This window comes from Janthinobacterium agaricidamnosum, assembly GCF_003667705.1.
Taxonomy (GTDB): Bacteria; Pseudomonadota; Gammaproteobacteria; order Burkholderiales; family Burkholderiaceae_D; genus Janthinobacterium.
Genome location: NZ_CP033019.1, coordinates 6,143,945 through 6,156,492, shown reverse-complemented (window position 1 = coordinate 6,156,492; position 12,548 = coordinate 6,143,945). Strand labels below are relative to the sequence as shown.

12 protein-coding genes are annotated in these 12,548 nt (G+C 64.5%); 4 read left to right on the top strand and 8 right to left on the bottom strand.

The features are described from left to right. Positions 1-49: 49 nt before the first annotated feature. The 6 genes from D9M09_RS27775 to D9M09_RS27750 are packed head-to-tail and all read right to left on the bottom strand — an operon-like array spanning position 50 to position 5,875. Entirely contained in the window at positions 50-646 is a 597-nt protein-coding gene (locus tag D9M09_RS27775; RefSeq protein ID WP_121670853.1) for a hypothetical protein, read from the bottom strand. A 28-nt stretch (positions 647-674) separates the two neighbouring features. Further along, positions 675-1,586 carry a glycerophosphodiester phosphodiesterase gene (locus D9M09_RS27770; RefSeq protein WP_070219046.1) on the bottom strand — a complete coding sequence of 304 codons (912 nt, stop codon included), beginning with the start codon at positions 1,584-1,586 and terminating at the stop codon, positions 675-677. Next, positions 1,561-3,201: a hypothetical protein gene (locus D9M09_RS27765; protein ID WP_240453500.1), complete on the bottom strand. Its 1,641-nt coding sequence runs from the start codon at positions 3,199-3,201 to the stop codon at positions 1,561-1,563. Before D9M09_RS27765 ends, D9M09_RS27770 begins: the two co-directional genes overlap by 26 nt. 1 nt (position 3,202) lies before the next feature. Next, positions 3,203-4,060 (bottom strand): hypothetical protein, encoded by an 858-nt coding sequence (locus tag D9M09_RS27760; protein ID WP_162995804.1) that lies wholly within the window; start codon positions 4,058-4,060, stop codon positions 3,203-3,205. Between the two features lie 28 nt (positions 4,061-4,088). Further along, positions 4,089-5,114 carry a hypothetical protein gene (locus tag D9M09_RS27755; protein ID WP_121670851.1) on the bottom strand — a complete coding sequence of 342 codons (1,026 nt, stop codon included), beginning with the start codon at positions 5,112-5,114 and terminating at the stop codon, positions 4,089-4,091. Continuing rightward, on the bottom strand, positions 5,111-5,875 hold the full coding sequence (locus tag D9M09_RS27750; RefSeq protein WP_141750051.1) for a hypothetical protein: 765 nt from the start codon (positions 5,873-5,875) through the stop codon (positions 5,111-5,113). The genes D9M09_RS27755 and D9M09_RS27750 overlap by 4 nt, the downstream gene beginning before the upstream one ends. Positions 5,876-6,050: 175 nt before the next feature. On the opposite strand from D9M09_RS27750, the gene D9M09_RS27745 reads away from it, so the two are divergent. The 4 genes from D9M09_RS27745 to D9M09_RS27730 all read left to right on the top strand — a co-directional run bounded on the left by D9M09_RS27745 (position 6,051) and on the right by D9M09_RS27730 (position 10,424). Further along, positions 6,051-7,439 carry a caspase family protein gene (locus tag D9M09_RS27745; RefSeq protein WP_121670850.1) on the top strand — a complete coding sequence of 463 codons (1,389 nt, stop codon included), beginning with the start codon at positions 6,051-6,053 and terminating at the stop codon, positions 7,437-7,439. A gap of 85 nt (positions 7,440-7,524) precedes the next feature. Beyond that, positions 7,525-8,349, top strand: a complete 825-nt coding sequence (locus D9M09_RS27740; protein WP_121670849.1) for a hypothetical protein — start codon at positions 7,525-7,527, stop codon at positions 8,347-8,349. Positions 8,350-8,380: 31 nt separating this feature from the next. Continuing rightward, on the top strand, positions 8,381-9,112 hold the full coding sequence (locus D9M09_RS27735) for a hypothetical protein (RefSeq protein WP_121670848.1): 732 nt from the start codon (positions 8,381-8,383) through the stop codon (positions 9,110-9,112). Positions 9,113-9,158: 46 nt separating this feature from the next. After that, positions 9,159-10,424: a DUF6445 family protein gene (locus D9M09_RS27730; RefSeq protein WP_121670847.1), complete on the top strand. Its 1,266-nt coding sequence runs from the start codon at positions 9,159-9,161 to the stop codon at positions 10,422-10,424. 115 nt (positions 10,425-10,539) lie between these two features. On the opposite strand, the gene D9M09_RS27725 is transcribed toward D9M09_RS27730, so the two are convergent. Together D9M09_RS27725 and D9M09_RS27720 are read right to left on the bottom strand one after the other, a co-directional pair. Further along, on the bottom strand, positions 10,540-11,481 hold the full coding sequence (locus D9M09_RS27725) for a LysR family transcriptional regulator (protein WP_070219038.1): 942 nt from the start codon (positions 11,479-11,481) through the stop codon (positions 10,540-10,542). Positions 11,482-11,574: 93 nt separating this feature from the next. After that, positions 11,575-12,546, bottom strand: coding sequence for a glycoside hydrolase family 43 protein (locus D9M09_RS27720; RefSeq protein WP_070289436.1), 972 nt, complete (start codon positions 12,544-12,546; stop codon positions 11,575-11,577). Positions 12,547-12,548 lie beyond the last annotated feature (2 nt).

Genomic DNA, 12,548 nt, shown 5'->3' with positions numbered 1-12,548 from the left:
GGAGACCGAACGGGGATAAAAACGGCCCTGCGCGGGCCGTCTGACGCAGCTACTTCTGGGCTTGGAAGGTGTTCTGCTGCACGGCAAAACCGGCGCGCACGGCGGACAGGGCCGCCACCCACAGGATCAGGCCGGCACCGAGGCAGCCGACGGGATGGATGGGGCCATGGCGCACGGTGAACGGATAGCCGATGGCCCACACGCACAAGGCCATGCCGATGGCCACATGGCGGCGCGCCTTGAACAGCCAGGCCAGCGGAAAGAAATGCAGGCCCACGATCAGGATCACGGCGGGGATGAACCACGCCTGCAAGCCCAAGTTTTTCAGGACATTGCCGACGATGAAGATGGCGATCCATTGCCCCGCGTTCACGATATTGAACAGCCGGCCCGCGCGCTTCGCTTCCGGCGTCTGTTCCGCCGCCGCATGCGCTGCCCGGTGACGGCTGAACTGGCGCCACGCCAGCATGAACAGCAGGACGGTGATGGCGGCAATGGGCAGCAAGCTTAAGGGATGCGCGCCATACGTCTGCACGCACCAGGCGGCAACCCACAGGCCGCCAAACAGGGAAAAGAACATGGCGCCGATGGCGCTGCGGGCAAGGGCGGCGGCAGGGTCGGTCTGTGCGGTCTGTGTCAGGGTCATGGCAGGGTCTCCCGGTCAATCAAAGCGATTACTTCATCATCGCGCAAAACGTCTCGGGATTGCCGTCAAGGATGACGCCGCTGGGCCAGCGGTGGCTGCGCTGCTGGGCGCGCAGCAGGGACGCGGCCAGGGCCGAGTCGCCGTCGACGGCGTACACGAAGACGGGCATGTTCAGACTGGCCGCATCGGCCAGCAAATTCGGATTGGCGTCGAGGCTGCGCGCGTCCACGTGCACGCCCGTCGGCATGCCGATCTGCTGCTGCACGCGCTGCAGCCAGGGCTTGTCCAGCTTGGGCGGACGGGCATTTTTCGCGATATAGCGGCTGACCCGGTTGGCTCCGGCCGCCTGCGCATTGCGCGCATCAAACACGAGCAGACCGAGGTAACCGTGCGGATCGGCGCGGCGCGCGCAAGCGAGGTTGTTCGGCACGCCCGAGGTCAAAAACCAGTTGCCATGCTTGATGTTGGCGCGCAACTGCGCCACCAGCGTATTGATGGGCGCGCACGACGGCACGACATCCTTGATTTCCGCATTCAGGGTCTTGGCCGGGAACGCGGTGGCCAGGTCGGCCACATCGCTGACGAACGGCGGCGTTTCCGGCGTGGCCACGCCGCGGTTCTTCATGCTGGCGGCGCGCCAGTCGTCGGCCGTCAATTGTTTCACGGTGCGGGGCGATCCCGTGTCGACGACCCGGCCCGTCAGCAGATCGTGGTGCACCACCCAGCTGCCGTCACCGAGCAGCTGCAAATCCGTCTCGACGCCGTCCCAGGTGCCGAAATACGTATTGCGCAGCGCGCTCAGCGAGTTTTCCGGCGCATTGCCGGCGCCGCGGTGGGCATGCACCTTCATGCCCAGGCAGTCGGCCTGGACGGCCGTGCTGGCCATGCACAGCAGCAAGGCCAGGGCGGCCGCCTTATTTCTTTTCCGGGTGATAACCATATTCGAGTCCCTGCAAAATATTGATGCGGATCGCTTCATTGACGGGGTAGCTGTAGCCCTGCCCCACCGCCACGACGTGCGTGATATTGGCCAGCAAGCCCTTGCCGGCGATTTGCCAGCGCGTGCTGTCGCCGTCGGCCTGGCGGTTCCAGTCCAGCATCTGACGGAACAGCTCGCTCTTCGTGACATTATTGTCCGACAGGGTAAAAATGCCCCAGGTTCCCAGGAAAGCGCCGGCCAGCACGCCCGTGGCGATCCACGCGGAACGGCGGCTCAGCTGGCCATCGGCGCCCGCCTGCTCGCCCCGGCGCGCCGCCAGCACCAGCAAGCCCACGGTGGCGATCAGGTACAGCAGTTTCGAAAAGTGGCCGATGGCGCCCAGGAGCGAAAAGAACAGGGCCACGGGCGGCACGATGGCCGCGCGCGCCGCTTCCTTGCCCTCCGCATAATACTTGCCATGCACTTCGAAGTCGCTGCGACTGGCGCGGTATTCCACCAGCTTTTCCGCCGTCTGGCGCGCGGCGAACTGGTCGAACAGGCGGCTGAACTCGGCCGGGCTCGCATACGCGTCCTGCACCACGGCGCCCTTGGGCAGCCGCAAGCCCTTGCTCGCTTCGCTGCCGTCGCCGCCGTCCGGCCCGTCGCGCAGCACGGCCTGGATGCCGGGGCGCGCGACGAAGGCGGGGAAGGACAGGCCGGGCGGAATGCGGTCGCCCTTGATAGTCAAGCCCTTGCCGGCCGCTTCCGACGCATAGCGGCGCTTGACGGCCAGGCGGAACGATAGCTGGTCGGCCGGGTGCCAGTTGGCCGAGACGGGCACCTTCTTGCGCACATTGTTGACCACGGCCGCCTTGCGCCGCGCCGGCACGGAATGCGGCTGCCAGCCGTGGCGCGACAGGCTTTGGCGGTAATCGTTCCACGCCGATTCCTGCTGCTGGCGCAAGCCCGCATCGTCGTCGGGAATAATACCCGAATACAATTTCCACTTGTCATGCACTTCGCCGATCGCCTGCTGGTACTTGTCGTAGTAGCCGGCCGCGCCGCCGGCGATCTTGCGGACGTTAAAATTGATCAACTGTTCCTTGGCCGGCTCCATGCGCTCGTCGAGGTGCCCCACCGACACGGCCAGGAACGGAAACAGGGCGAGGAAAGCCTTGCCTTCGGGCTTGGCAAACAGGGTGGCATCGTCGACCAGGCCCTGCAATTGCAGGCTGCCGCCCACCAGCGAGCGCTGCATCAGGGTGGTGTTGAAGGCCAGGCGGCGAAATTGCGCATCGCGCGTTTCCACCAGCACCGTGACCGTCGTCTTCAGAATGCCGAATACGACCGCGGCCGTGGCGATGCAGCAGAAGATGATCTTTTTCCAGCTGGGGCCGCTGCCATTGTTCTTCAGCCGGCGGCGCCACATCAGTTGCAGTACCACCAGCGCGGCGGCGATGCCCGACAGGCTGCGGCCATAGAATTCCACGCCTTCCACGTCGTGCGGCTTGACGTCGCCGCCCACCACGTCGAGCAAACGGGCATTGAAGCCCAGCTCGCAGCACAAATAAATGATCGTCAGGAAGATCAGGATCAAGGTCTGCCGGATTTGCAGACTGCGCAGACTCGCGGCCATCTTATTTCCTCAGATCGATGACGACGGGCTTGATCTCTTCAGCCTGGAAGATCATCGGCGCGGCCGCCGGCGCGGCACCGCGCGGGGCGGGCACGCTGATGGCGGGTGCCGCCGCCCTGGCCGGAGTTTCCTGGCGGCGCGGCTTGGCGCTGGCGCGGCTGCCCGCTTTCGGCGCGGCGGCCGGGGCCGATGCCGGGGCCGGCGGCGCGGGAATCACGCGGCCGCTGTCGCTGCCGCTGCCAGGCACGGTGGCGATGGCGGGGCCGGTAGCGCGCAAGCCGTCGTCGGCAAACGGCTGGGCGCGCGTATCGACGCCGGGCGGCACGGCCACGCTGGCGTTGAGCAGGCGGTTGTCCGTGTAGATCATGCGCGACAGGCGGTTGTAGTTGGGAAAGTCGATATTCAGCGATTTCGCGTCCGCCGCCAGTTCCACGCGGGGGCGGTCCTTGCAATTGCCCACCGTCCACTGCAGCACGTCCGTGCCCTGGAAAGCCAGCACTTCATAGCGGTAGGCGCAGCCGCGCTCCTGGGTTTCCACGATCACCACGGTGCGCTCGCCCACGTTTTCCACGCGCGCCACGCGGGCCGTGATCGCGTTGGCCAGCGGCACGACGCGAAACGCCTGCGACAGCTTGATCGAATACTTGCCTTGCGGGTCCTTGCGCAAGGTCCCTTCCGTGCCGTCGCGCAGGCGGAAGGTGGACAGCGGCGTACCGAACAGCTCGGCCGTATCGAGGCCGACCATCACGCCGCCACGGCCGTTCGGCGTCATGGCGCAGCCCGTCAACAGCATGCCGGCGGCCACGCCCATAGCCAGTTTGCGCCAGTGCGCGGATGCAAAACTCTTATACGTTGTCATGCTCGATAACTTTCTCTTATTTCAGGATTCAGGGATTGATGACGGCCAGCGGATTGCCCGGGCCTGGCGGCGGCAAGACTTTCTGGCGGTTGCGCGACAGCACGGTGAAGGCGCCCAGGGTGTCCGGCCCGGCGACGATTTCCAGCTGCTCGCGCTGCAGCCACGTGCGGATCTCCGCCTCCGTCGCCTCGGCGCGGAACAGCACGCGGAAGCGCACACCCGTCTCGACGCCGCTGCCACTGCCGCTGCGGAACTCGGCATTGCCGACGACAGCCTGATCTTTCGGCAGGAACAGCCAGGCCGATTGCACCACCATCACGCTGGCGGCCACGGCCGTGACGATCTTCAGCCAGCGGCTGGCATTGGCCGCCTTGATTGGCGTCAACTGTGGCGCGGCGGCATCGGCCGAAGCGATCTGCAACTGCTGCAAGCCCTGGCGCAGCAATTGCCGGTAGGCCACGCGGCCATCCTTGCCCAGCTCGCTCGACAGGGGCGTGCCCGTCAGCGCATAGCCGTCGCCAGGCAAGGCCACGCGGGCGATCACGCCGGGCGCCGCCGTGGCCCCATTGGAACGGCCATGCAGCTCCAGCCAGCGCGCCGCCTGCAGGCGCTCCTGGCTGAACACGCCCAGGCAGGCGCCCAGGTCCGTCACGGCCACAGTCACGGGCATGTCGCACAGCACCAGGCCCGCGCGGGGGTCGGCGGGCGCGTCGCGCTCCTCGACCACGAGGCCGCAGGCATCCGCATACGCCGCGTCCGGCGTGACGAGCCAGCCGCGCCAGCGCTGCCGCGTGCTGTCCCAGGCGTCGAGCAGCACGGCGCCAAAGCCGGGGCAACGCGCCAGCAGGTGGATTTGTCCGCCCGCGATGGGCCGCCCGGCCAAGGGCGCCGCGTCGCTGCGGCGCGCAAAGCGTTCCATCAAGTGTTCCGGCACGGCAATGCCGCGCCAGTCGGGGGGAGTACCCGCCACGTCCGCGTCCAGCAGCTCGGCGGAAGTCGGCGGCGATGGCAGGCGCGCGGCAACGATGGCCAGCGAGGGCGTCAATGCAGTCATGCCGGTGGCCTTTCATCAGGGTTCGGGTGGGTGGACACGGGGTCCATGTGCAGGGATAACGCGGCCACGCACAGAATATCCAAAACTATTTGCGCCGCCTGCATATCGCGCGCGGTCAGCGCATCGCCCACGCGCAGCTTGAGCAGGGTCAAGACCCAGCTGCCCAGCAAGGTGGCGCGGTGGGCCGGCTCGACGATCTGCCGTCCCGCGCTGGCGGGATCGCCCTTCTGACGGTGCACGAGACCTAATTTTCCGCCGTGATAATGCGCGGAAGCGATCTGCTCGGCCAGTTCTTTGACGGGCATGCCGCCGCAGCCGCAATGGCGCAGCAGCAAGATCAAATCGCGGGGCAAGGTGGCGATAAACAGGTCGGCCGCGTCGCGCACTTGCTGCGGGGTGAGCTGGTAGTCGCGCAGCGGTTCGGCATAGGCGTCGGGCGCCTGCAAGTCGCAGCCCTCCTGCGCATCGGCGTCGTCGTCATCGCGCTGTTTGCGCAGCTGGTCGATGATGAAGCGCTTGAAGTACAGGAACAAGGCGCCGACGTGGTGGGGCGCGGCGTCGCTGTCGCCGTGCAGGACTTTTTCGATGAAGAACTGGTGGCGCAAGTCGGCCAGCGAGTCGCCGAGCGAGGCCGTCTCGCGCGGGCGGCACGGCGTCAGCGCGGCAATGACGCGCTGGTAAAACTCGCCCAGTTCGCCTTGTGTCAGCCGCTGGCGGCGCGTCCAGAAGTCATGAATCCGTTCAAATTGTTCCGATTGCAAAGCCGGTCCGATCGTGTGTTGGGCGGCACGCGCCACTGGCCGGCGGCGATGTACACCGTGCGCTGGCCAGACAAGAGAAACTTGTCAGTAAGGTAAAATGCATTTAGGCAATTTTCTCATATCACAGTAAAAATCGCTAACTTTTGTTACTTTCACGACAATCCCCGAGACGCCGATGCATCGTTTGATTCCCCTGTTTTTCAGCCTGTTCTTTTTACTGCTCAGCAACGTCGCGCACGCCGCCGCGCCTGCGCCCCCCGGCAAGCGCATCGCCCTGGTGATCGGCAACGCGGCCTATCCGCAGCCGCTATTGAATCCCGTGAACGATGCGCGCGCCATGGCCGAGCGCCTGCGCCGCCTGGGCTTTGAAGTGCTGTTGCGCACGGACATCAATGCGCAACAGCTGCAAAAGGCCTCGGCCGAGTTTTCCACGCAGGCGCGCGGTGCCGATATCGCCCTCGTGTTTTACGCGGGCCACGGCGCACAGGCGGGCGAAACCAATTATGTGTTGCCGCTGGGCGCCAACATGAATGCGCTCAGCGCTGCCGCCATCGCCGCGCAGGGCGTGTCCGTGTCCAGCCTGGCGGGCGACCTGCAGCGCACGGGCGCGCGCGGCGCTGTGCTGATCCTCGACGCTTGCCGCCAGGAATATACGCGCGGGGGCGCCGTGATGGTCCCTGGCGGCGGCAATGCGGCCAGCCACGGCTTTGCCGACACGCAAGCGCCACGCGGCGTGGTGATCGCCTATTCTGCCGGTCCCGGCGCCCTGGCGCGCGATTTCTGGTCGCCCGATTCGCGCAACAGCCCGTACACGAGCGCCCTGCTCGACGCGCTCGACGCCCCGGGTCTGCCGATGAGCGACGTGTTCTCGCAAGTGGCGGCCAGGGTCGCCACCATGACGCACGACGTGCAAAAACCGCGCGTGTCATTTGGCGAAACGTCGGCGCGCCTCGTGCTGAACATGGGCAGCGGCAAAGGCGTCAGCCAGCCTCCAGCCAGCGTGCTGGCCGGCGCGCAAGGACAGGGCGGCATGCGCACACCGGTCCCGGCGCCGGCCCCAGCGGTGGAAAAGCCGGCCGCACCGGGCGCCAAGGTGTGGCCAGGCAATGTGCTGCAAGACATCAACTATGAAATCCGCATGCAGATCGCGGCACGGCCGTTTCCCCGCCAGCAGCTGGAAAAGCGCGCACGGGGCGGCGATCTGGTGGCGCTGACGGCGCTCGGCTACGGCATCGGCGGCGGCGATGCGGGCATCAAACAGCCGAAGGCGGGCATGCAATGGCTGGAAAAGGCGGCCGCCAAGGATTTCCCGATTGCCCAGACCTACCTGGCCGAATTGCTGATGGTCAAGGGCGATCCGGCGTCATTGAAACGGGCGGGCGTGCTGCTGGACGCCGCCTCGCAAGCCGGCTACAGCCCCGCCCATGCGTACAAATTCGACCTGGCGCGGCGCACGGGCGCGCCGCCGCAGGATGCGGCCCGCCATTTGCAGGACGCTTTCATGGGCTTGATGAAGGATTATCAGGGCGCCGCCAAGGACGTATTACAGCCACCGAAAAAATAATTGCAAATAATTTTGGATTTCCCTGAACTGCCCCCGTTATCCGTGGGTACATGCAATACAGCATGACAGTGACCAGGGAAATCTTATGCACACATCCAGCCCGGCAGCAACCATTACCACCGGCCAACGGGGCCGCATCCTCGCCTACCAAGCAAGCGGACAAGGTTCCGTCAGCGTGGCCGGCATCCAGCATGCCTTCGACGTGGCCACCCACTGGCGCTCGGACGCGGCGCCCGCCATCAACGCCGTCGTCGACGTGCGCTTCGACGACGCCGGCGGCCTCGCCACCGTCACGGCCATTCCCGCCCAGCAGCTGGCCCAGGAAGACATGGCCGGCGCCGCCAAGCTGGCGCGCGACAAGGGCCAGCAACTGTGGGGCCGGGCCGTCTCGGCGCTCGGCATCCAGGTGCTGGCCAGCCTGGGCGTGCTGATCGCCGGCGCCTTCATCTTCAACACCATCGGCATCCGTTTGTTCGCCTCCGTCTCGCGCACCTATTGGCAGCTGCTGGGCCTGTCCGCCGACAGCCTGGAAAGTTTTGCCCGCGATGGCGGCAGCGGTTTTACCTCGGCCCAATTCTTCTTCCTGCTGGCCATTGCCGCCTGCTGCGCCACCATGGCCAGCAACCACCCGAAAGCGGCGCTGGGCAAGTGCGCGCCGCTGCTGTTCATCGTCATCCACAGCAGCTTGCTGTTCATCAAGATCAAGGGCGCCGTCAGCGACGCGGGCAACGCCATGGGCGGCATCATGGGCAGCCGCGCGGCCCGCATGGCCGAGCAGATGGCCAGCGAAATGCTGGGCCAAGTGTGGCAGGGACTGTCGTTCGGCATCGGCTTTTACCTGGTGCTGGCGGCCAGCATTGTCCTGGCCGCTTACGGCATCGGCGAATACAAACGTAAAACCATCGGCTAAGTCACCTCACACATTCACTAAAGGAAATATCATGAACCGTACCCTGCCCGCCCTGCTCGCCATCGCCGTGATCCTGTCCGCCTGCGGCAAGACCGACACCGCCACACCGGCCGCCTCCGCCCCCGTCGCCGCGAATGTCGCCGACATGGCTGCCAAAGCCCAGGTAAAAGCGGCGGCCGCCAGCCTGCCGCAAGCGGATGCTGCCACGCCAAACGCCAGCTATATCGACATCACCAGCGGCAACCAGCTGATGTACAGCTACATCGCCCTGTCCGGCGTGCCGCCCGACTACGCGGCCGTGGCGCAGCGCATCTCGCGCGAATATGCGGGCAGCAACGACGCCTTCCGCAAGCAGGAAGTGCTCGACGCGCTGAAACCGCAGATCGACGCCAAGGTCAATGAAGCCAAGACGAAACGCTACCTGCGCTATCAGATCAACGGCCAGGGCGCGCTGTCGCCGTACGCGATGGACAAGGCCGCCTTCCCCGCCAAGTTCGCCGAAGCGGGCACGTATTACTACATGTACGACAACGGCGACTACAAGCTGGCATTTACCAACGGCGACGGCTACGCGCTGCTGAAGGTGGACCAGGAGGCGGCGCGCAAGATCGAGGCGGCGCGCAGCGGCTACAAGGATTTCGCCATCATCGTGTACGCCTACGCCCAGGAAGCGGACATGGCCAGCAACCAGGTCAAGGCCCAGATCGTCAAGGTGGCGATCAAGCTGAACGGGCAGGAAATTCCTGTCAGCCAGGCACTGTAGAACGAGCTCGGTTACACTGTTCGCCACATTGCATCGGGATACTGACGTGGGCGAACAGACACTGGCGGAACAACAGCTGGCCAAAGGCCGGCAACTGCAGCAGCAAGGCAGGCTGATCGAAGCGATCAACGCTTACCAGGCTGCCTATAAACAAGACCCGGCCCTGGCCGAAGCGCAGCATTTCCAGGGCCTGGCGATGCTGGAGCTGGGCCAGGGCACCATCGGCCTGGGCCTGTTGAAACTGTCGCTCAAGCAACAGCCCGACAATGCCCTGTTCCACTACAACCTCGGCAACGTGCTGCGCGGTACGGACAGCGAGGCGGCGCTGGCCAGCTACGCCACGGCGGCGCGGCTGGCGCCGCACGAGCACGATTTCGCCATCAGCCATGCGGAATTGTTGATGGGGAAACAGCAGCTGATGGAGACCATCGCCGAACTGGAACGTGCCCACGCCCTGCGCCCCCAGCGCTGGCAAACCCTGCAAGGCCTGGCCGAGCTGTATTACCGCACGGGACAGCAGGAACTGGCCTTGGCCCGCTATGCGCAAGCCCTGGCGCTGCATCCGGCGCTGGCGCAAACGTGCTGCATCGGCTTTGCCAGTCCGCAAGCGGAACAGGCAGAAACATTGACGCAGCTCAATGTCGCGGACACCCTGCACGATTTTATCCGTGAAACCGACCTGCACATCCTCGACGATTTCCTGCCCGACCCGGACGCCTGGCGCGCCCAGGCGCTCAAGCTACCGTTCGAGCAGCAGCGCTATGCGGGACAGAATTATCCGGGCAGCCAGACGGCGGGCCAGCCCAGTCAAGCCATCATGGAGCGCATCGCCACGGCGCTGGGCCGCCCCATCCGTTTCATTTCGCCCGACAATGGCTCGTATCGCCTCAGCTATGCGGACGCGATGGCGCGCACGGATATCCACGTGGACAACGAGACGGGCAACAATTTCAATTTCTATGCGGGCGTGCTGTATCTGAACCCGCCCGAACAGTGCCAGGGCGGCACCACGTTCTGGCGCCACCAGCCCAGCGGCTGGTACCGGCGATTGCCCGAGGCGGACGTCAAGGCGGGTGGCTACGCCAGCTTCAAGGATTTCCAGAAACGCTGGCTGCCGAACAGTAAAGTACAGAAATTCAACGACTTACAGGAACAGCGCGACAGTTGGCAAGCGCTGCTGGAAGTGCCGATGCGCCACAACCGGTTGATCGTGTACAAGGGCCACTACTTTCACTCGATCAGCAATGTGTTTGGCGACACGCCGGAAAATGGACGGTTGGTGCAGCTGTTTTTCTTTGAGGTGCCGGATTAGGCGTAACGGGCAATTGTCGGATTACGCCCTGCGGGCTAATCCGACCTACCAGTCACCGGACCATGCGTAGGTCGGATTAGCGGAACGCGTAATCCGACACAACCACCGCCTCGGGTCAATACATGTCGGCGGCCGTCGCCCGTACCGCTTTCAACAACATATCCGCCCCCGGCGACAGCAAATGATCCTGCTGGCGGATGATGCCGAAGGCATCCATCTTGCACGGTAGCTCGATGGGCAAAATGCTCAGCACGTTCAGCGATTCATAGTAATGGGCGACTTCCGTCGGCATCACGTGCAGGGAATCCGTCTGCTGCAGCAATGACGTGATCAAGAGCAAGGCGGTCGTGTCGACCACGTCGACGGGCGGCTCCAGGCTGGCGCGGCGGAACATCATGTCGAAACGGTGGCGCAGGATGCTGCCTTGCGGCGGCAATATCCACGGCTGGGCCGCCAGGTCCTTCAATTGCAGATTCTTGCGCGACAGCAGCGGATGGCCATTGCGCGCCACGGCGCTGGCCGGCTCTTCCGTCAATTCTTCATAGATGAGGCCGGCGCTGCTTTCCTTTTCCAGGATGCGCCCGATCATGAAATCCAGGGTACCGTGCTGCAGCATGTCCATCAGGGTATTGCTGTGCTCCAGGTGCACGCCGATGCGCATCAGCGGCGCCTGCTGCTTGATGCGGGCAATCGCGCGCGGCAGCAAGGCCATGGCCGGCGTCATGATGACGCCCACTTCCACCTGGCCCGTCAGGCCTGACTTCAGGGCGACGATGTCGTCATGCGCCAAGGATAGACTCGTCAGGGCCATGCGCGCGTGGCGTATCATCGTTTCGCCGTAGATGGTCGGCTCCATGCCGCGCGGCAACCTGTCGAACAGGCGCACGTCCAGCATCTCTTCCAGATCCTTGATTTGCTTGGACGCGGCCGGCTGCGTCATGTGCAATTCTTCCGCCGCGCGATGGATGTTGCGCTGCTCGTCAAGGGCGATCAACAGCAGCAATTGCCGCGTCTTCAGGCGGGCTCGCAAGAACCAGTTGGGGTTGAGGGTATCCATGAATAAATCATATCATGATCGATATCAGTTTCTCACTGATATCGATCTTATTGATATCGGTGTGTCTCCTTTTTGAGCGTCGTCAACGAGCGGTCACGATGCCTTGCAGGCGGCGCTCGGGTTGGCGGCCGGGCCAGCCGTTTGCTGGATGAATTCGATCGTGCCGTCCGGCTTGTATTTCAGCTCTTCCACGGCCACGGAGCGCCGGTATTCGCCGCCGCCGGGCAACTTGTCGTTGTGATAGAAGATGTAGGACTTGCCGTTGAACTCGATGATGGCCTGGTGGATGGTTTTCACGACGGCATTCTTGTCCATGATGGCGCCACGGAAATGCCACGGCCCCGTGGGCGTGGGTCCCGTCGAATATGCCGTTTCTTCCGGGAAGTTACGCGAGTACGACAGGTAATACGTGCCCGCATGCTTGTGCATATAGGCCGCTTCCGTAAACGCATCCATGCCTAAGGTCAATATCGGACCGTCGAGCTCCGTCATGTTGGCCTTGAGCTTGGCGTATTTCAAGACCGTGTTGCCCCAATAAATGTAGGCCTGGCCATCCGTATCGATGAAGACGGCCGGGTCGATGTCGTCCCACGGGATCGCCGTCTGTTTCGTCATGTCATTCGTGATCAGGGCGCTGCCGCGCGCGTCGACGAACGGCCCCGTCGGGCTGTCGGACACGGCCACGCCGATGGCCTTGCCGGGGATGGTTTTATGGTCGACGGTCGAATAGAAATAGTATTTGCTGCCGCGCTTGACGATGTCGCCCGCCCACGCATCCTTGCCGGCCCAGGCAAAAGTGGAAAAGCGCACGGGCGAGCCGTGGTCGGTCCAGTTCGCCATGTCGCACGAGGAATACACGCGCCATTCGTTCATCCGGTAATCCGTATCCGTGGCGCTCGCTTCATCGTGACCCACGTACAGATACACCCTGCCATTGTCGACCAGCGCGGCCGGATCGCCCGTGTAGATATTTTTCACGATGGGGTTGGCCGCCTGGGCGCCGCATGCCGCACAGGCGAGCACCGCCGCCATGCCAATGGCGGCACGTGTGTGTTGCTTGAACATCA